Source organism: Pseudarthrobacter sp. TE9888, assembly GCF_056279345.1.
Genome location: NZ_JBWBRD010000002.1, coordinates 2,698,449 through 2,717,801, shown reverse-complemented (window position 1 = coordinate 2,717,801; position 19,353 = coordinate 2,698,449). Strand labels below are relative to the sequence as shown.

At 66.2% G+C, this 19,353-nt stretch carries 18 protein-coding genes and 1 tRNA gene; 4 read left to right on the top strand and 15 right to left on the bottom strand.

The window, feature by feature from the left end; translation table 11 throughout:
- Positions 1-32: 32 nt before the first annotated feature.
- Both ACZ9J7_RS13210 and greA read left to right on the top strand, forming a co-directional pair.
- Positions 33-491 (top strand): DUF4307 domain-containing protein, encoded by a 459-nt coding sequence (locus tag ACZ9J7_RS13210; protein WP_476209994.1) that lies wholly within the window; start codon positions 33-35, stop codon positions 489-491.
- 151 nt (positions 492-642) lie between these two features.
- A complete protein-coding gene (gene greA / locus ACZ9J7_RS13205; protein WP_159632538.1) occupies positions 643-1,137 on the top strand; it encodes a transcription elongation factor GreA in 495 nt (164 codons plus the stop codon).
- Positions 1,138-1,247: 110 nt separating this feature from the next.
- On the opposite strand, the gene ACZ9J7_RS13200 is transcribed toward greA, so the two are convergent.
- From ACZ9J7_RS13200 to ACZ9J7_RS13185, 4 genes are read right to left on the bottom strand one after another with little or no spacing between them, the layout of a single operon-like run.
- Positions 1,248-1,868 (bottom strand): rhomboid family intramembrane serine protease, encoded by a 621-nt coding sequence (locus ACZ9J7_RS13200; protein ID WP_476211855.1) that lies wholly within the window; start codon positions 1,866-1,868, stop codon positions 1,248-1,250.
- 17 nt (positions 1,869-1,885) lie between these two features.
- Positions 1,886-3,124 (bottom strand): threonine ammonia-lyase, encoded by a 1,239-nt coding sequence (gene ilvA / locus ACZ9J7_RS13195; RefSeq protein ID WP_141161183.1) that lies wholly within the window; start codon positions 3,122-3,124, stop codon positions 1,886-1,888.
- Between the two features lie 3 nt (positions 3,125-3,127).
- Positions 3,128-4,471, bottom strand: a complete 1,344-nt coding sequence (locus tag ACZ9J7_RS13190) for an AI-2E family transporter (protein WP_476209991.1) — start codon at positions 4,469-4,471, stop codon at positions 3,128-3,130.
- Between the two features lie 37 nt (positions 4,472-4,508).
- Positions 4,509-5,471: an aldose 1-epimerase family protein gene (locus tag ACZ9J7_RS13185; protein ID WP_476209989.1), complete on the bottom strand. Its 963-nt coding sequence runs from the start codon at positions 5,469-5,471 to the stop codon at positions 4,509-4,511.
- A gap of 101 nt (positions 5,472-5,572) precedes the next feature.
- Here ACZ9J7_RS13185 and galT point away from each other — a divergent pair, with 101 nt between their 5' ends.
- Together galT and galK are read left to right on the top strand one after the other, a co-directional pair.
- Positions 5,573-6,730 carry a galactose-1-phosphate uridylyltransferase gene (galT, locus tag ACZ9J7_RS13180; RefSeq protein WP_476209987.1) on the top strand — a complete coding sequence of 386 codons (1,158 nt, stop codon included), beginning with the start codon at positions 5,573-5,575 and terminating at the stop codon, positions 6,728-6,730.
- A complete protein-coding gene (gene galK / locus ACZ9J7_RS13175) occupies positions 6,727-7,908 on the top strand; it encodes a galactokinase (protein WP_476209985.1) in 1,182 nt (393 codons plus the stop codon). Before galT ends, galK begins: the two co-directional genes overlap by 4 nt.
- 89 nt (positions 7,909-7,997) lie before the next feature.
- Here the strand turns inward: galK and ACZ9J7_RS13170 are convergent, their stop codons facing one another.
- From ACZ9J7_RS13170 to ACZ9J7_RS13120, 11 genes are all read right to left on the bottom strand, one after another.
- A complete protein-coding gene (locus ACZ9J7_RS13170; protein WP_476209983.1) occupies positions 7,998-8,915 on the bottom strand; it encodes a Bax inhibitor-1/YccA family protein in 918 nt (305 codons plus the stop codon).
- 149 nt (positions 8,916-9,064) lie between these two features.
- Positions 9,065-9,778: an ABC transporter ATP-binding protein gene (locus tag ACZ9J7_RS13165; protein WP_476209981.1), complete on the bottom strand. Its 714-nt coding sequence runs from the start codon at positions 9,776-9,778 to the stop codon at positions 9,065-9,067.
- Entirely contained in the window at positions 9,765-10,760 is a 996-nt protein-coding gene (locus tag ACZ9J7_RS13160; protein ID WP_476209979.1) for an ABC transporter ATP-binding protein, read from the bottom strand. The genes ACZ9J7_RS13165 and ACZ9J7_RS13160 overlap by 14 nt, the downstream gene beginning before the upstream one ends.
- The gene (locus ACZ9J7_RS13155; protein WP_476209978.1) at positions 10,757-12,004 is read right to left on the bottom strand and encodes a branched-chain amino acid ABC transporter permease; all 1,248 of its coding nucleotides are present in this window, start codon (positions 12,002-12,004) and stop codon (positions 10,757-10,759) included. The genes ACZ9J7_RS13160 and ACZ9J7_RS13155 overlap by 4 nt, the downstream gene beginning before the upstream one ends.
- Positions 12,001-13,008, bottom strand: coding sequence for a branched-chain amino acid ABC transporter permease (locus ACZ9J7_RS13150; RefSeq protein WP_476209976.1), 1,008 nt, complete (start codon positions 13,006-13,008; stop codon positions 12,001-12,003). The genes ACZ9J7_RS13155 and ACZ9J7_RS13150 overlap by 4 nt, the downstream gene beginning before the upstream one ends.
- Positions 13,009-13,160: 152 nt before the next feature.
- Positions 13,161-14,393, bottom strand: a complete 1,233-nt coding sequence (locus ACZ9J7_RS13145) for a branched-chain amino acid ABC transporter substrate-binding protein (protein ID WP_476209975.1) — start codon at positions 14,391-14,393, stop codon at positions 13,161-13,163.
- A 248-nt stretch (positions 14,394-14,641) separates the two neighbouring features.
- Positions 14,642-14,715: transfer RNA gene (locus ACZ9J7_RS13140), tRNA-Leu, on the bottom strand.
- A gap of 102 nt (positions 14,716-14,817) precedes the next feature.
- The gene (locus ACZ9J7_RS13135) at positions 14,818-16,278 is read right to left on the bottom strand and encodes an NAD(P)/FAD-dependent oxidoreductase (protein WP_476209973.1); all 1,461 of its coding nucleotides are present in this window, start codon (positions 16,276-16,278) and stop codon (positions 14,818-14,820) included.
- Between the two features lie 34 nt (positions 16,279-16,312).
- Positions 16,313-17,719, bottom strand: a complete 1,407-nt coding sequence (locus ACZ9J7_RS13130) for a S8 family serine peptidase (RefSeq protein WP_476209972.1) — start codon at positions 17,717-17,719, stop codon at positions 16,313-16,315.
- Between the two features lie 3 nt (positions 17,720-17,722).
- A complete protein-coding gene (locus ACZ9J7_RS13125; RefSeq protein ID WP_476209970.1) occupies positions 17,723-18,673 on the bottom strand; it encodes a Ppx/GppA phosphatase family protein in 951 nt (316 codons plus the stop codon).
- Positions 18,670-19,341, bottom strand: a complete 672-nt coding sequence (locus ACZ9J7_RS13120) for a DUF501 domain-containing protein (RefSeq protein WP_476209969.1) — start codon at positions 19,339-19,341, stop codon at positions 18,670-18,672. The genes ACZ9J7_RS13125 and ACZ9J7_RS13120 overlap by 4 nt, the downstream gene beginning before the upstream one ends.
- Positions 19,342-19,353 lie beyond the last annotated feature (12 nt).

Sequence of the window (19,353 nt, the reverse complement as noted above, 5' to 3'; positions counted from 1 at the left end):
GAGTCCGGCGGAAAGGGCACTAAACTGGTCTGGTGACTTCCCCGGACCAGCCGGCCCAATCCGCGCCCGCAGACACTAGCCTAGCCAATCGGTATGGTGCTAAAAAGCGCCGGCTCTCCCCCAAAGCTGCCCGGGTGGCCATCGGCGCCGCGCTCGTTGTCGGAATCGGCTTCCTGGCGTGGGTGACCACCTCCAACTCACTGGCAGGGGTGACGTACAAGGACGTGGGATACAGCACCACCGATGCCACGCTGGCGGAAGTGGACTTCCAGGTCACCAGGGAACCGGCCAACCCCGTCAAGTGTGCCGTGAAGGCGCTGGACTCCAAGTTCGCGGTGGTGGGCTGGAAGGTGGTGGACATTCCGCCGTCGGCAGCGGACGGGACGGCCGACGGCGGCAGGACAGTCGCCCAGCGCGTCACGTTGCGTACGGAGTCGGCGTCCGTGTCAGGCGTGGTGGACAGCTGCTGGATTCCCGCCGGAGCGTCGTAAAGGATGTGATGCGCGACGCTTGCTTGTTGGGTTATCTCTAGAGGATTGACTACAATGGAGAGATACCTTTACCCCGCTGAGCTGGTTACTGTTCCACAAGTGGCCACCGTGGCGGGGTCTTTTGCATGTAAGACCACTAGAGGAGAAGTCCGTGTCTACCACCAACAGCGCATCTGCAGCCTGGCTTACCCAGGAAGCTTTTGACCGCCTGAAGGCAGAGCTGGACCACCTTTCCGGCGCAGGCCGGGCGGAGATCGTCCAGAAGATTGAAGCAGCGCGGCAAGAGGGGGACCTCAAGGAAAACGGGGGCTACCACGCGGCCAAGGAGGAGCAGGGCAAGATTGAAGCCCGCATCCGCCAGCTGACGGTCCTGCTCCGGGACGCCCATGTGGGTGAAGCGCCTGCCGATGACGGCATCGTTGAGCCCGGCATGCTCGTGGTTGCAAGGATCGCCGGGGATGAGGAGACCTTCCTGCTGGGGTCCCGCGAGATCGCCGGCGACTCGGACCTGGATGTCTTCAGCGAGAAGTCTCCCCTTGGTGCGGCCATCCTGGGGCACAAGGAGGGCGAGACCCTCAGCTACGTTGCGCCGAACGGCAAGGACATCAAGGTGGAGATCCTCTCCGCCAAGCCCTACGCCGGCTAACGCCAGGACAAGCACCAAGCCGGTCCGGCATAAAGCGGCGGCCGTCCCCACCAGGGGACGGCCGCCGCTTTTGTGTGCGCACAATGTGCCGCGGGGACGCAGGACCGGAGTCAGGCCTCCCGCGGGAGAGCGGGGACGCGTGGACGCAGCAGCAGCGCCGCCACTACACCGCCGGCAGCGCCACCCAGGTGCGCCTGCCAGCTCACGTAGCCCGCCACAAAGGGAAGGGCACCCAGCAGGATGCTTCCATAACCCATGAAGAGGACAACTGCGAGCAGGATCTGCCGCCAGCTGCGGTTGAAGAACCCACGGACCAGGAGGAAGGCAAAGAGCCCGAAGACAAGCCCGGATGCGCCCACCGTGACACCGTCGCCGATAAGCCAGACAGCCACTCCGCTGCCGAGCCAGCTGAAGGCCAGCGCCGTGAGGAAGACCCGCAGCCCGGAAAGGAAGACCAGGAACCCGAAGATGACCAAGGGCAGGCTGTTGGACAGCAGGTGGTTCAGGTTGGCATGCAGGAGCGGGAAGGTGAAGATATCCAGCAGCCCGTCCACGCTCCTGGGCCGCAGCCCGAAGGTGCGCGTAAGGGCACCCATCATCAGCGTGTCCACCACTTCGATGGCAAACAGCAGTGCCACGAATCCGCCAAGCACCAACAGGGCGCCCTTGGCGCGCGACGCGATGGTCTGCCGGTCCGGGCCGCGCCCGCTGCTCCCCAGTCCGCTACCCAGCCCGGCCACGGCCGTTCCTAGTGGACGACAATCGGCTGGAAGCCCTCGGCGCGAAGTGCACTGAGGACCTGTTCGCCGTGCTGGTGGCCCTTGGTTTCAAGGTTCACGGTGATGGAGACATCACCCATGCTGATGGAGCCGCCCACCCTGGTATGGTCCAGGCCGGTGACGTTGGCGTCGTTTTCGGCGATGATGCGGGCAATGGTGGCCAGCGAACCCGGGCGGTCATCGAGCATCATCCGCACCGTCATGTAGCGTCCGGCCGCGGAGAGGCCGCGCTGGATGACTTTGAGCATCAGCATCGGGTCGATGTTTCCCCCGGAGAGGACCACCACGGTGGATCCCGGGTTTTCAATCTTGCCGTCCATGAGTGCGGCGACACCCACTGCCCCGGCGGGTTCCACCACCATCTTGGCCCGCTCGAGCAGGAAGATCAGGGCGCGGGCCAGGGAGTCTTCACTGACGGTGACCACATCGTCAACCAGTTCGCGGATGATGCTGAAGGGCAGCTGCCCCGGTCGTCCCACGGCGATGCCGTCCGCCATGGTGGAGACCTTCTTCAGGGGCACCAGTGCGTCGGCGGCGAGTGAGGGCGGGTAGGCGGCGGCGTTCTCCGCCTGGACGCCGATGATGCGGATCTCCCGGCCGAGTTCCCTGGCGCGGGCCTTGATGGCGACCGCAACTCCCGCCAGGAGCCCGCCGCCGCCCACGCCCATGAGGACCGTGTCGACGTCCGGGACCTGCTCAAGGATTTCCAGGCCTACGGTCCCCTGGCCTGCCACTACGTCCACGTTGTCGAACGGGTGGACAAAGACCATGCCGGTTTCATCGCTGTAGCGCTGGGCTTCGGCGAGCGCCTCGTCCACGTTGTGCCCGTGCAGGATCACTTCGGCGCCGTGGCTCCGGGTGGCGGCGAGTTTGGGCAGCGCTACGCCCAGCGGCATGTAGATACGGGCTTTGATGCCGAGGCTCTTGGCGGCAACGGCAACGCCCTGGGCGTGGTTGCCGGCAGAGGCTGCCACGACGCCCCGTTTCTTCTCTTCCGGGGAGAGCCGGGCCATGCGGACGTAGGCCCCACGCACCTTGAAGGACCCGGCACGCTGCAGGTTTTCGCATTTGAAATGGACGTCGCCGCCCACCATTCCGCCCAGTGCCCGGGAAGATTCAACGGGGGTGCGCGCAATGATCCCGTCAAGCAGCTTCTGCGCCTCAAGGACATCGTCCAGTGTGACGGGAAGGGTTTCAAGGATCTTCACGGACTACTCTCCTCTGGGTTTTGCCCCGCTGCCCTCCGGAGAGGCGGCGCGGGCATCACGGTGCTCGGATGACGTGCCGGCTTCCGGGCCGTTCCCGGAACCGGATGCAGTTGGCGGTTCAACGTCCTCGATGGTGTTGTCCCCGCCCGCTCCGGCAGTGATGGGCCTCCCGGCAATTACCGGCACTTGTTCATGTTCCCACGTTCTGGCGGCAATGTAGCGAACGGCCGAGTTTGCTACGGCGAGGATCGGCACGGAGAACAGCGCGCCGGGAATGCCGGCGAGGTACGAGCCTGCCGCAACGCTGAGGATCACGGCGACCGGATGGAGTGACACTGCCTTGCCCATGACCAGGGGCTGGAGGATGTGGCCCTCGAGCTGCTGGACCAGCAGGACGATGCCCAGCATGATCAGGGCGTTCACGGGGCCGTTGGCGACCAGGGCCAGGAGGACGGCCACGACGCCGGTCACCAGGGCGCCCACGACGGGAATGAAGGAGCCGAGGAACACCAGCACGCCCAGGGGAAGCGCGAGCGGGACACCAATGATGGCAGCGCCCACGCCGATGCCCAGCGCGTCGACGGCGGCCACGAACATCTGGATGCGCGCGTAGCTGACCATGGATGCCCAGCCCTTGTGACCGGCACCGAAGGTTGCTGCCCGGGCTTTGCGGGGAAGCATCCTGACCAGGAAGGCCCAGATCCGGTCCCCTTCCAGGAGGAAGAAGATAAGGATGAACAGCGAGAGCAGCATGCCGGCGGCGAAGTGTCCGGCAGTGCTGCCAAAGGACAGGGCCCCGCTGACGATGCTGCTGCTGTTGTTCTGCAGTGCGTCGGTGGCGTCCTTGACGTACTGGTCGATCTGGGTGGCGGTCAGGTGCAGCGGGCCGGCCGACAGCCAGTCCTGGACCTGCCGCACGCCTTCGAGGGCCTGGGAGTAGAGTTCGCCGAAACCGACCACCAGCTGCCTGCCCACCAGTGCCAGCGCACCGGCAATCACGCCAATGAACCCGATCACGGTCACTGCGACGGCCAGCCCTGCGGGCAGCCCGCGGCGCTTCAGCCATGACGTGACCGGGCTGAGCAGTCCGGCAAGGAGTGCGGCCACCATGATGGGAATGATCAGGAGGGTGATGTGGCTGAGCAGCCACACCAGCGTCCCGGCCATCAGGAGGATCAGGCCCAGCCGCCACGACCAGGAGGCGGCGATGCGGATGCCGTACGGGATGTCCTTGTCCAGCTCACGGTCGGTGAGGACCCGCAGGGGCGCCGCGGCGGTGGCAGGTGCCGGCGCGGGGGGTACCGGTGCTGGAGTGGCAAGGGTAACGTCGTCCTCTTTTGGCGTCATGTACCAATACTTCCCCAGCAACCGCCCCAATGGGAAACTAGTGCCCTGCCGTGCCGGGGGCGTAGTCGATTCCCCATTCCATACTGAAGGACTCCCCCGGCGCGACCCATCGAAGGCCGTCGCCGGAGTTGAAGGCATTGGCCGGTCCCGTCATCGGCTCCACGGCCACCGCCCGCGTCCGGCCCGGATAGACCGTGCTCACGAAGACGTGGACGTACTGGCAGGATTCGTCCTGCCAGAGCGACACGCTGCTGCCGTCACCCGCGGCCAGGGTATGCCTGGCCACTCCGCCCTCAAAGCGGAGGTCCGTCAGGGCAACGTCCACCGCAAGGTCCGCGATGCGGCGGCCGGCCCGGAAATCAACTTCCCCGTCAACCGGGGCCATGCTGCGCGGGATGAGGCGCTCATCGGTTACCAGGCGCGTGCCGGCGGACACTGTCAGCTGCAGGTCCCCGGGCGGAGTGTCACCGACCCGCAGGTAGGGATGCGCGCCGAGGACGAAGGGGGCGGCTGCCGCACCGTCATTGGTGAGGGTCTGCCGGACCTGCAGCCCCAGGTCTTCCGAAAGCTGGTACTCCACCCGGTGACGCACCAGGAACGGGTAGCCGTGCTGCGGAAAGACGGTAGCCTCCAGCGCCACAGCGTGCGGGGATTCAGCTGCTTGAACGTAGCCGGCATTTCGAAGCAGGCCATGGCTGGCGTTGTTGCGGGACACTTCGGTGATGTCCAGTTGTTGCTTCCTGCCGTCGAGGAACCATTCTCCGTCCTCCACCCTGTTGGCCCAGGGAGCCAGCGTGATGCCGGCCCCGCCCGGTGCAATCTCGTCATCGCCATAGGTCTCTGTCAGGAGGACCCCGCCCCGGCTGAACGATCGGAGGCCGGCGGCGAGTTCGGTCACCACGGCCACGGCGTCACCGCGGCGGAGCTCGTATTGCCGGCCTGTGGCGCAGGGCCGGGCGGGGGCGGGGGAAGTGGTTTCCGGTTCGGAAAAGGCAGTCATGGGGATTACCGTACATCGGGCGGACGAGCTCCTCCATCCCACCCTCTGTTACTTTTTGTTCTTAACTATTCATTTTTGATCGTTTGTGCCAAACTTTTTCCATGACAGGGATCACCAGCACCAATCTCTCCGACGGCCGGGAGCTGTTCTACTTCGACGACGCCGGCACCAGCGTCCCGCGTTCGGCGCACTTCACGACCGACCACCGCGGCCTCCCGCCACGGGCGGAACCCGGAGAGGTCCGTTTCGACGCACTGACCGACGAGTGGGTGGCCATCGCAGCGCACCGCCAGGCCCGCACCCACCTGCCGCCGGCGGACCAGTGCCCCATCTGCCCCACCACCCCCGGGAATGCTTCCGAAATTCCTGCCGCCGACTATGACGTGGTGGTTTTCGAAAACCGGTTTCCCTCCCTGGGACCGGCGCTGGGGCCGGTTCCGGAGGATGCCGCGTGGGGCACCAAAGGCCCTGCCTACGGCCGCTGCGAGGTGGTGTCTTTCACTCCGGACCACACCGGGTCCTTCAGCGGGCTGAGCCAGGAGCGGTCCCGGACCGTGGTCGAGGCGTGGGCGCAGCGCACCGCTGCCCTTAGTGCGATGACGGGCATCAGGCAGGTGTTTCCGTTCGAGAACCGCGGCGCGGACATCGGCGTGACCCTGCACCATCCACACGGACAGATCTACGCCTACCCCTACGTGACGCCGCGCGCCGGTGTCCTGGGTGCGGCGGCCCGGAGGTACTATGACGCCAGGGATGGCCGGGATACCCTCACCGGTTCCCTGCTCCGCGCTGAGCGGGAGGACGGCAGCAGGATGGTGGTGGAAGGAAAGCACTTCAGCGCCTATGTACCCTTCGCTGCCCGGTGGCCGCTGGAGATCCACTTGGTTCCGCACCGCCAGGTCCCCGACCTCGCCGCACTGGGCGGGGAGGAGAAGGATGAACTGGCCCATGTCTACCTGGACCTGCTCAAGCGGGTGGACGCCCTGTATCCCACGCCCACCCCGTACATCTCGGCCTGGCACCAGGCGCCGCTGGACGCGGTCCTGCGGCCGGCGGGCTACCTCCACCTCCAGCTGACATCCCCGCGCAGGGCAGCCGATAAGCTGAAGTACTTGGCCGGGTCGGAAGCGGCGATGGGCGCCTTCATCAACGACACCACCCCCGAAGTCGTGGCGGAACGGCTGCGCAGTGTTGCCGTGCCGCCGTCGTCCACCCCTGCTGCCGCCCCCGCGGCCACCACGGAAGGAGCACACGCGTGAGCACCCAGTACCACGGCAACGATGCCGGAGCCGCGGCGAAGGGGCTGGCGGCACGTTTCGAACAGGAGTTCGGCGGCGCTCCCGACGGTGTGTGGCAGGCGCCGGGACGGGTGAACCTCATCGGCGAACACACGGACTACAACGAAGGCTTCGTGCTGCCCTTCGCCATCGACCGCACCGCCCGGGTGGCCGTGGCTGTCCGGCCGGACTCCACCGTCCGCCTGTTGTCGACCTACGGTGACCAGGGCCTGGTCACCACCTCGCTGGAGTCACTGCAGCCCGGAACCGCCAAGGGGTGGACCAAATACCCCCTGGGCGTCATGTGGGCCCTCCAGGAACGGGGCACCGGCGTCCCGGGCCTGGACCTGCTCCTCGACTCAAACGTCCCGCTGGGTGCGGGCCTGTCGTCGTCGCACGCCATCGAATGCGCTGTCATCACCGCACTCAACGACCTCACCGGCGCCGGGCTTGCGGCCGAGGACATGGTGCTGGCAACCCAGCGGGCGGAGAACGACTTTGTGGGTGCGCCCACCGGAATCATGGACCAGTCCGCGTCCCTGCGCGGCTCCAAGGGCCATGCAGTGTTCCTGGACTGCCGGGACCAGGCGGCGCGCCTGGTCCCGTTTCAAACCGAACCCGCCGGCCTGGTGCTCCTGGTGATCGATACCAAGGTGTCGCACTCCCACGCCGACGGCGGTTACGCCTCACGGCGGGCATCGTGCGAGCTCGGCGCCGAGGTAATGGGGGTGAAGGCCCTGCGGGACCTGGAGGTTGCGGACCTTGAGGAGGCCAGCGGGCTGCTGGACGAGGTCACGTTCCGTCGGGTGCGGCACGTGGTCACCGAGAATGACAGGGTGCTCCAGACCGTGGAGTTGCTGGGCGGGCCCGGCCCAAGCGCCATCGGCCCCCTGCTGGACGCCAGCCACGCGTCCATGCGGGACGATTTCGAAATTTCATGCCCTGAGCTGGACCTGGCCGTGGACACCTCCCGGGCCAACGGCGCCATCGGTGCCCGCATGACCGGCGGAGGCTTCGGCGGGGCAGCCATTGCCCTGACCCCGGTGGACGCCGAACAAAAGGTGCGCGACGCCGTCGTGAAGGCTTTCGCGGACGCCGGCTTTGCGGCCCCGGACATCTTCACGGTCTCCCCTGCAGCCGGAGCCATGCGGGTCGCCTAGGCAGGCCTCGCACTAAATGACCGTGGGCCCCACCGGTTCGGTGGGGCCCACGGTCAATTAAAGTACGACGGCGGAAGTTGCCGTAGTGCCTAGTCGTCGCCGCGCAGGATGGCCAGCAGGCGGATGATCTCCACGTACAGCCAGACCAGCGTGACCGTGAGGCCGAACGCCGCCGTCCAGGAGAACCGCTGCGGGGCGCCGCTGCGGACGCCCGCCTCGATGCTGGTGAAGTCCATGATCAGCGAGAAGGCGGCGAGGCCGATGGCCAGCAGGCCGATGAAGACGCCCAGCGGGATGCCGAAGATCTCGAAGGAGGTGCGCAGGCCAAACGGGCTCTGCACGGCGCCAGTCCACATCATGACCATGTTGATCAGCGCAAAGACGGCGTAGCCGATAAGAGCGATCATGAAGAACCGCATGGCCTTCGGGGTGGCCCGGACCTTGCCGCTCTTGAACAGGAGCAGCGTCACGGCGAACACCGAGAGCGTGCCGATGACGGCCTGCAGCCCGACGCCGGGGAACATCCCGTCCAGGATGCGGGTCAGGCCGCCAAGGAACAGGCCCTCCAGGGCGGCGTAGGCCAGGATCAGCGCCGGCGAGGGCTGCTTCTTGAAGGTGTTGACCAGCGCCAGGACGAATCCGCCCAGCGCACCGACCACCATCAGCAGGGAAGCCAGGCCCTGCGCCACCACCAGGGTGACTGCTGCGCCGGCAATCACCGCGGCCAGGCATGCGGCGGTCTTCATGATGACGTCGTCGAACGTCATCCGGCCGGTGTCCGCGGGGCCTGCCGAGGGCTGGCTGTACATCTGCCGCAGCTGCTCGTCGGTCATGCTCTGCGGCTGGGTGCCCCAACCCTGTTGGCCATAAGGCTGCTGGCCGTAGGAGGCCTGGCCGTACGGCTGCTGGCCGTAGGGAGCGCCATAGGGAGCCTGCGGGACAGGCGGTGCCTGGGTGGCTCCACGGAAACTCTTTCCGTTGAAGATCGGGTTGCCGCCAAGTGCCATTGCGGGATTCCTCCATGTGGGTGTGGGTGATGAGCTTTTTGTTACGCTACCAATTCCCACGTGGGGGCCGCCGCGAAAGTTCCCATGGGGCCCGGTTGCAACCGAACCGTGACCGTTGCCACGGTGGGTACCGGGCCCCATCGGGCAGGCTAGCCTACGCCCAGGTACGCCTCCTTGATGGAGGGGTCCTCCAACAACTGCTTGCCGGTGCCGCTGTGGGTGATCTCCCCCGTCTCGAGCACGAAAGCCCGGTGGGCTCCGGCAAGGGCCTGGTTGGCGTTCTGCTCCACCATCAGGACCGTGGTTCCCTGGTTGTTGATCTCCTTGATGATCTTGAAGATCTGGCGGATGAACTGCGGCGCCAGGCCCATGGACGGCTCATCGAGCAGCAGCAGTTTCGGGTTGGACATCAGGGCCCTGCCGATGGCCAGCATCTGCTGCTCACCACCGGACATGGTCCCCCCGTACTGCTTTTCCCGCTCCTTCAACCGCGGAAACAGGTCGAAGACCCGGTCCAGGTCCTTGGACACTCCGCTTCTGTCCTTGCGGCCGAACGTTCCCATGTCGAGGTTTTCCATGACGGTCATGCCAGGGAAAATGCCGCGTCCTTCCGGGGCCTGCGAGATGCCGTGGACCACCCGGATGTGGGCCTTCATTTTGGTGATGTCCTGGCCCTCGAAGGTGATCTTGCCTTCAGTGCAGTTCAGCAGGCCGGAGATGGTCCGCATGGTGGTGGTCTTGCCGGCGCCGTTGGCACCGATGAGTGCCACCACTTCGCCTTCGTTGACGGTGAAGGAGATGTCCCGCAGGGCCTGGATGCGGCCGTAGTGGACGGAAACTCCCTCAAGTTCAAGCAACGTCATCTTCAGGCTCCCCTAGGTAAGCAGCAATAACACGCGGGTCTTCGCGGATTTCGCGCGGCAGCCCGTCCGCGATCTTTTTCCCGAATTCCAGCACGACGATCCGGTCGGTCACGCCCATGACGAGTTTCATGTCGTGCTCGATCAGCAGCACGGTGTAGCCCTCGTCCCTGATGGTGCGGATGAGGGCCATCAGTTCCTCCTTTTCGGCCGGGTTGAAGCCGGCCGCGGGCTCGTCCAGGCAGAGCACCTTCGGGTCAGTGGCCAGGGCCCGTGCAATCTCAAGCCTGCGCTGGTAGCCGTAGGGCAGTTGCCGGGACAGGACATGCGCATGGCTGCCGATACCCACGAAGTCCAACAGGGCCATGCCGCGCTCGATTGCGGATTTCTCCTCCCGGATGTGGGTGGGAAGGCGCAGCAGCGCGCCGCCCACGCTGGTCCGGTGCCGCGCGTCCAGGCCCACCACCACGTTCTCGAGGGCGGTCATCTCACCGAACAACCTGATGTTCTGGAACGTGCGGGACAGGCCCAGCCGGGTGATCTTGTGCTGCTTGATGCCGTTCAGGACCTGTCCCTCCAGCACCACTTTTCCGCTGGTGGGCTTGTACACGCCGGTCATCGCATTGAAGCAGGTGGTCTTGCCGGCGCCGTTGGGCCCAATCAGTCCCAGGATCTCACCGCGCCTGATGTTGAAGCTGATGTTGTCCAGCGCCACCAGGCCGCCGAACTTGATGGTCAGGTTCTGCACCTCCACGATGTTGTCGCCCACCTTGACCGCGATATCGCGGTCCGGGGCCACCTTCTCGGCCAGTTCCTGGTCCACGCCGGCCTCGGCGAGGGCCTCCATGTCCAGCTCCGGCGCAATCGGGGCCGCCGAATCCTCCTGAACCTGGCTGTTCTGGTCCGCGCTGTGGCGTCCCGGGCTTTGCTGGGCCGGCTGCTCCCCGACGCTGCCGGAGCCCGCATGCCTTTCCTCGGAGCTCATGCCTCCGCTCCTCTCTGTCCGGCCAACGGTGTTTCGGGGCCGGCCGGTGGTTGGTCTTTGTCTTTGGGCTCGGAACCTTCACGGCTGGTGACCTTGTTCAGGGCCGTCCTGCCGTAGGCAAGCAGCCGCTGCCGCGCGGGCAACAGCCCCTGGGAGCGGAAGATCATGATCAGCACCAGGGCGATCCCGAAGATCAGGTATTTGTATTCCGCAATGGCCGTGAACCTAAGCGGGATGTAGCTGACCAGGGCTCCACCCAGGATGGCGCCCACCTTATTGCCGGCACCGCCCAGCACGACGGCGGCGAGGAACAGGATGGAGGTGGTGACGTCGAACTTCTGGTTGTTGACGAACCCCACCTGCCCGGCGAAGAGTGCTCCGGAAAGCCCGCCGACGGCAGCACCGATGGCGAAGGCCCACACCTTGTACTTGAAGGTGGGGACACCCATGATTTCGGCGGCGTCCTCGTCTTCGCGGATGGCAATCCAGGCGCGGCCCACCCGGCTGCGTTCCAGGTTGCCCACCAGGAGGGTGACGATGATGATGATGGTCAAGGTCAGCCAGTACCAGGGCACACCGTTTGAGTTGGAGAAGATGGGCGTACCGTCAGCCCCATCACCCGGCGGGTGGCCGACGTTCTGGAAACCCACCTGGCCCTTCATTGCAGGAATGATGGTGGCCAGGATGCGGATGATCTCCCCGAAGCCGAGCGTCACAATGGCCAGATAATCGCCCCTCAGCCGGAGTGTGGGCACGCCCAGCATGACGCCGAAGAACATGGTGACTGCCATGGCCACCGGAAGCGTCCACAGGTAAGGGATGTGCAGGTAGGGCGAATCCGGGCTGGTCAGCATGGCGGCAACGTACGAACCCACCGCAAAGAAGGCGACGTATCCGAGGTCCAGCAGGCCGGCGTACCCGACGACCACGTTGAGGCCGACGGCGATGAGCGCGAACCGGGCCATGTCGAAGCAGGCAAGCGCGAAGTTGTTGCCGGGCTCTGTGGTGATGATGGGCGGGTTGAGCAGTGGAAGCAGGTAGGCCAGAACCACGACGACCACCAGGAAGGCCCACTGCTGCTGGCGGGACAAGGCGTGCCAACGGTCCGAAAAGTAGCCGGACCTGCGCTTTCCGCTCGGGCGGTGGTCGCTCTTGCCGGCGGCCTTCGATGATGCTTCGCGGTCCTCTGCTGCCTGTTGGTCGGCCGCTGTCTGCAGCGGCGTGGGGCCGTCCGTCATACTCATGCCTTGCTCCTTCCGAGGGAGGTTCCCAGGATGCCTTCGGGCCGCAGCAGCAGCACGAGCACCAGGACCACGAACGCCACGACGTCGGTCCACTGCGAGTTGCCCAGCAGGATCTGGCCGTAGTTGCCGATCAGGCCAAGGAGCAGTCCGCCCAGCAGTGCCCCGCGCACGTTGCCGATGCCGCCAAGCACCGCGGCAGCGAAGGCCTTGATGCCCAGGACGAAGCCACCGCTGTACTGGACGCCGGACGGGATCTTCATGACATAGAACAAGGCGGCGGCTCCTGCGAGCAGGCCTCCGATGACGAAGGTGGTAATAATGATGCGCTCTTTGTTGACGCCCATCAATGTGGCGGTGTCAGGGTCCTGGGCCACTGCCCGGATGCCGCGGCCAGTGCGCGACTTGCTGATGAACCTGTCGATGCCCACCATCATGATGACGGCGGCGATGATGATCACCAGCTGCTGCGAATCGACGATGGTACCGAAGACGTCGAAAATGGGGGTGGGCCGGAACATGGTCAGGGCCAGTTCGGGGCTGGGACCGCGCCACAGGTAGATGAGGTACTGGATGGTGAAGGAAGCACCAATGGCCGTGATCAGGAAGACCAGGCGGGGCGCGTTCCGTTGCCGCAGGGGTTTGTAGGCGATCCGCTCCAGCAGGAAAGCTGTCACCGCTGAGGCCACCATGGCAAGGACCAGCGCCAACAGCAGGTTCAGGATGATGGCCCAGATATCGAGCCGGGGTGCCGAGGGGCCGAAGCCAAGGGTGCTGAGGGTAAAGAAGACGGCGTAGCAGCCAACGATGAACACTTCGGAGTGGGCGAAGTTGATCAGGTTCAGAACGCCGTAAACCAGGGTATAGCCGAGTGCTACGAGTGCGTAGATGGCCCCGAAAGTGAGGCCGTCAAAGGTGGCGCTCCAGAAGTTCTGGGCCAGGGACGGTATGTCGAAGGTGATCCAGTCGTTTTCCGTCGGGAGCAGTGGGACGAGAGTGGGAAGCATGGGAACATCCTGATCCAGTTGCACGCGGCCTTGTGGGCCCGGCCGTGGGACTTGTGTCTATTGACGTAGTTCGGTCCTGGGCTGCTGCCAAGCGAAGAAAAGGCTGTGGGGGCCGCTGTTGCTGGCCCCCACAGCCGGTTCCCGCGTGGCTGCTACTCCCCGATGGGGCCGATGGGAACGATCTTTCCGTTTTCCACCTTGTAGCCGTAGACGGTCGGGGCCTGGAGCTCGCCCTTGTCATCCCACTTGTAGTGCTTGCTCAGGCCGTCCTTGTCGTAGGCCTTGACCCAGGACAGCAGGTCCGCACGGCTCTGCTTGCCGGCGTCGATACCGGAGAGCAGGACGGTTGCGGCGTCGTAGCCTTCGATCGAGTACGTTCCGGGTTCTGCTCCCTTGGAAACGTCCTTGTAGGCGGAGGCGAAATCGGGGATGAGTTCGCCGGGGAGGCAGGGGCAGGTGAAGTAGGCGTTGTTGGAAGCGTCGCCCGCCTGCTTGATGAACTGGTCGTCCTTGACACCGTCAGGTGCCACGAACGTACCGTTGAAGCCCTTGCCCACCAGCTGCTGGTCGAAGGGGGCGCCTTCGGCGTAGTAGCCGGCGTAGAACACGGCGTCCGCCTTGGCGTTCATGATCTTGGAGATCACAGCGGAGAAGTCCTTCTGCCCCGTGGTGACCTTCTCGGTTCCGGCCAGGGCGCTGCCCAGGCCGGCGGAGGTGGAGGTTCCCAGGCCAATGCCGTAGTCGGAGTCGTCCTGGACCAGGTACACCTTCTTCGCGCCGAGCTTGCCGGTGAGGAACTTGGCGGCTGCGGGGCCCTGGACGGCGTCATTGCCGAGGCCGCGGAAGAAGGTGGTCCAGCCGTTTTGGGTCAGCGTGGGGTTGGTGGCCGACGGGGTGATGTGGACCAGGCCCTTCTGCTCGAAGATGTTGCCCGTAGCTTTGGACTCGCCGGAGAACGGCAGGCCGATCACACCCACGATGTCCGGCTCGCTCACCAGCTGGGTGACGGGGCCGGTGGCCTTGTTGGGGTCGCCTTCAGTGTCGAACTTCTTGAACTGGACCTGGCAGCCGGGGTTGGACTTGTTGTGCTGGTCGATGGCCAGCTGGATGCCGTTGAAGATGTTGACGCCGAGCTGGGCGTTGGGCCCGGTCTGCGCGCCTGCGTAGGCCAGCGTGGTGGTCGCGGGGCAGGTTGCCTTGCCGTCACCGGCCGGCTTGACCGCACCGGCGGGGACATCGACTTTCGAAATGGCGGGGATGTTCACCTTGCTGGACGAGCCGGAGCTTTCGGTGGTGCCAGGGCCCGCCTGGTTGGCGCAGGCCGACAGCAGCATGCTGAATGTGGCTGCCGCTGCCAACGAGGTGAGGACTTTCTTTCGGTACATTTGTCTGCCTTCCGAAACAGGGCCATGCGATGCGCGTGCGGATCAATGGGGCGCTTCGGCGCCCGGAATTGGACCAGGAATTCCTGATTTAGCTTCAAGCTAATGCATAGACAGCAGCGAAACTAAGTGACAGAGGTCACAGCCTTATAACAGTCGTTTCCTATGTGGAATTAAACGCGGGAAGCCGCCTGCTGGTGCAGGCGGCTTCCAGGTGTGCCAACCCTCCGGACGACGGAAGGGACAAGGTGTACCCCAGGTGGGACTCGAACCCACAACACGCGGATTTTAAGTCCGCTGCCTCTGCCAATTGGGCTACTGGGGCGCCGGGTCAATGGTACCTGCCCGTGACGCATTGGCTGGAAACGCCGACGGCGGCCGGCCCGCAAAGGGGACGGCCGCCGTCGGGCGTGGTGGAGCAGACGCGCTACTTGGCGTTGGCCGCCACGGTTTCCTTGGGAGCGGCGGTGGCGCTGGAGCCGCCGGCCGGCACTGCTGCGGGCGCAGCGGCTGGCTTGGGGGCCGGAGTGGCCGCCGAGACGAAGGCGCCTCGCGGGTTGTCCAGGTCCATCAGCTGCGTGGTGTCGCGTCCGGCGAAGAAGCCGATGATCCAGTTCAGGATGACGCGGAACTTGCGCTCCACCGTGGGCATGGCCATGCCGTGGTAGCCGCGGTGGGCCAGCCAGGCGAGGCCGCCCTTGAGGCCGATCCGGCCCAGCAGGTTGATGTTGGCAACGCCCTTCCACTCGCCGAAGCCGGCCACAGCACCAAGGTTCTTGTGCTTGTAGTCCGCCAGCGGCTTGTCCCAGCGGGAAGCCCACAGGTTCTTGGCGAGGCGTTTGGCCTGGCGCAGGGCGTGCTGGGCGTTGGGGACGCAGGTGCCGTCCGGCAGGCCCTTGCCGGTGAGGTCGGGAACAGCGGCGATGTCGCCGGCTGCCCAGGCGTTCTCCACGATGCCTTCATCGCCGGCGATGCGCAGGTCCGGCAGGACGCGGACGCGGCCGCGGGGCTCGAGCGGGAAGTCGGTGGAGCGCACCATCGGGTTCGCCTGCACGCCGGCGGTCCACACGAGGGTGTCGGCCTCGAACTCCTGGGCGGGGGTCTTGTCCGGAAGGTTGATCAGCTTCAGGCTGCCTTCGGCGCTGTCCAGCGAGGTGTTCAGGAGTACCTCGATGCCGCGGCTGCGCAGGTGCTCAACCACCCAGTCGGCCTGCTTGGCGGTAACCTCGGGCATGATGCGGCCCATGGCTTCAACCAGGACGAAGCGGACTTCCTCCTGCTTGATGCGGGGGTTGTTGCGCACGGCGGCGCGGGCGAGGTCTTCCATCTCGGTGATGCACTCGATGCCGGCGAAGCCGCCACCGACAACGACGAACGTGAGGGCCCGGGCGCGTGCGGCGGGGTCCGTCATGGTTGAGGCAACCTCGATGCGCTCCAGGAGCTTGTTGCGAAGGGCAACGGCTTCCTCGATGGTCTTCAGGCCGATGCCCTTGTCCGCCAGCCCCTTGATGGGGAAGGTGCGGGTGATGGCGCCGGCTGCGAGCACGACGTCAAAGTAAGGAACCTCGAAGTTCTCGCCGCCGTCGGCCGGAGCCACCACGGCCGTCCGGTTGACGTGGTCGATCGACGTCACGCGGCCCTGGATGAGTTCGGTCTGCTTGAGGTGCTGGCGGTGGGAGACCACCGCGTGGCGGGCTTCAATGTTGCCGCCGGCAACCTCGGGGAGGAAGGGCTGGTAAGTCATGTAGGGCAGTGGATCCACGACGGTGACGATGCCACCGGCATTCGCGATCTTCTTCTGCAGTTTCAGTGCTACGTAGAGGCCGACGTACCCGCCGCCGACGACGAGTACCCTGGGACGGTCCTGGAGCTGTGGGGTGGTTGCCATTGTTTAAGGATACAGGAGTTTGTGAAAATCTTCACTAGCCGTCGGACGCCTCCGGAACCTGCGGATTCCGGCGTGGCTGCACGCTTTCCATCACCCCGGTATCCGGTTCTTCAACGGCCGGGGAGCCGTTGCGGGCAGCCCTGCGGAGCTGGATGGCAGCGGCCGCGATGATCACCACGAACAGGACCGCAAAACCGATGACGACGGCGGCGCCAATGGCACTGTCCCGCTGTGACGGGGCCTTGGCTGCGGGAACGGTGGCTTCCGGCAGCGTGGGTGCGGCGCTGGGCACTGACGTTGCGGTTGGCAGCGGGGCTGCCGGAGCGGCGTTGCCGCGCCGGTGCACGCGGATCCACTCGGCGATGGTGCCCAACGGATTGACGGTGGCCTCCGGAACGTCGGCCTTGAGCGCCGCCTCGGCATTGAGGATGCCGTAGCCGTAGAGCGGATCCTTGCCCGGGGCACCGGCGTCCTTGGCCGTTGAGACGATCCTGTTGATGACCTGTTCGGCGCTCATGTCCGGCCACTTGGACCGGATCAAGGCGGCCACGCCGGCCACGATGGGGGTGGATCCGGACGTGCCGGCCCATTCCGCGTAGCCGCCGCCGGGGAGCCCGCCGAGGAGGTTCTCGGCGGGGGCAGCCACCCCGATGCTGATGCCCTGCGACGAAGCGTCCACGCTGGCCACGTTCTTGCGGTCCAGGCCGGCGACGGTCAGCACGCCGGGAATGGTGGCCGGGGCGCCTACCTGGGTGTTGCCGCCTACCCGGTTTCCGGCGGCGGCCACGATGACCACGTCCTTCTGTTCGGCGTAAAGGAAGGCGGCATCCCAGCTTTGCGGCCATTGCGGCGTGGTGCTGCCGAGCGAGATGTTGATGACCTTGGCGCCGTTGTCCACCGCCCAGCGGACCGCCTCCGGAATCTGGTCCTGGTCGCTCTTGCCGGAGGGGTTGGCCGACCCCAGCCAGGTGGAGACGGAGAGCAGCTGCGCTTCGGGTGCCACACCCATGATGCCGTCCGGAGGAACTGCCGGTCCCGGGCTGGGACTGGGGCTGGCGCTGGCGGGTTGGTGTCCGCGCCCTGCCAGCATGGTGGCCACGAGGGTGCCGTGTTCGGGCTTGGAGCCGACGCTCTTCTGGCCGTCCGGCTGGCCCGAGCCGGACGCGTCGTAGCCGCCCACAACGGAGCCTTTGAGGTCCGGGTGCTGGGCGTCGATGCCGCTGTCGATGATGGCCACTTTCACGCCGGCGCCCTTCGACACCTCCCAGGCCTTGGTGATGCCCGAGTCCGCCAGCCAGTATTCCTTGTCCCGCCATTCGTCGGCACGTGCGGACGGGGCGGTGAACAGGCCGGCACAGAGGCAGCAGGCAGCCAGGAGGACCGCCACTGCGGCGGCCACGGTTCGGGAAAGAAACGGGGTTGAAGCTGGGGTGGAATGCATGGGCTACCCGATGCTCAGTGCGATGCCGTCAAGGATGTCGTGCTCGCTTGCCGTGGCTGCGGTGATTCTCCCGCCGGTCAGTTCCCCCATCCGTTGCAGGATGCGCCGCCACACCAGTCCCCCGGCACCGATGACGTCGACCCGCCCGGGGTGCATGTAGGGCAGGGCCGCCCGGCCGGCGCGGGTCATTTCCAGCAGGTCGGTGGCGGCGTCGCCGATCTTCCGAATCGGAAGCTCCACACCGTGGATGGCGTCCGGCGAATATTCCGGCAGGCGCAGCGCATGGGCGGTGATGGTGGTGACGGAGCCGGCGACACCGACGACGGCGGTGGCGCGTTCCAGCGGCACGTCACGGCCGGCGCGGGCCATGGCTTCGTCCACGTCGGCTTCCGCAGCGGCGATCTGTCCGGCGGTGGGCGGATCGTTGCGCAGGTGCCGTTCGGTCAGCCGGACACAGCCAATGTCCACGGACTTGGCGGCCGTGACTCCTGCGGAAGTTCCCAGGACGAACTCGGTGCTTCCCCCGCCGAGGTCCACCACGAGCACCTGCTGGCCGTCGAGGACGGGCAGGACACTGCTGGCCCCGGCAAAGGATAATGCCGCTTCCTCGTCCCCGGAGATAACCTCCGGTTCCAAGCCCAGCAGTTCCCTGACGCCGTCCACGAAGACATCGCGGTTGCGCGCGTCGCGGCTGGCGGACGTGGCAACGAAGCGGACCCGCCCTTCTGCGCCATGTTCCTTGATGAGGCGGGCATAATCGGCTGTTGCGGCGAGGGTGCGCTCCAGCGCCTCCGGGGCGAGCTCGCCGGTGGCGTCCACGCCCTGCCCGAGCCGGACCACGCGCATTTCGCGGTGGACGTCGGTGAGGACCGTGCTTCCGTTGCTGCGGTCGATGTCGGCGATCAGGAGCCGGATGGAATTGGTGCCGCAGTCGATGGCGGCCACGCGGCTCATTCGGGCACCCCCGTGGTGCCGGCGGATTTCCGGACCGGGGCGGGACGGCCCACGATCTCCGGCAGTCCTTGGGGCCCGTGGCGGCTCAGGTCGCGGGAAGGTGCCTCACCGGCGGTGTCCCAGGCGCCGTCGCAGTAGCACTTGTCAGCAGTCCACCACTCGGCGATCATCCCGATCGCCTGGTCGCCCAAGGGGTTGACGCCGCTGCCCGCCGCCAGGGAGTGGCCCACCAGGACGTGCAGGCACTTGACGCGGGCAGGCATCCCGCCGGCGGAGACGCCGTCGATCTCCGGCACCGGGCCGATGCCCGAACGCTGGCCGATGGCTTCACGGGCGGCCAGGTACTCCTCGTGGGCTGCCCGGTAGGCGGCGGCGAGCCCGTCGTCGCCGGCCAGCTGGTCGTTCATGCTGTTCATGACCCCGGCGGCTTCAAGCCTGGAAACCGCGGACGTGATCACCGGGTGCGTCAGGTAGAAGGTGGTGGGGAACGGTGTGCCGTTGCTGAGGCGGGGCGCGGTGGCCGCCACCAGGGGGTTGCCGCAGACGCAACGGGCCGGAATTTCCACGACGTCGCGGACGGGGCGTCCCAGCTGCCTGCTCAGTACTTCAAGATCGTGTGCTGTCGGTTGGCGGGATTCGTCCCGGGCGGCTGCCGTGTTGTGTTCCACTGTCGCGGGCCG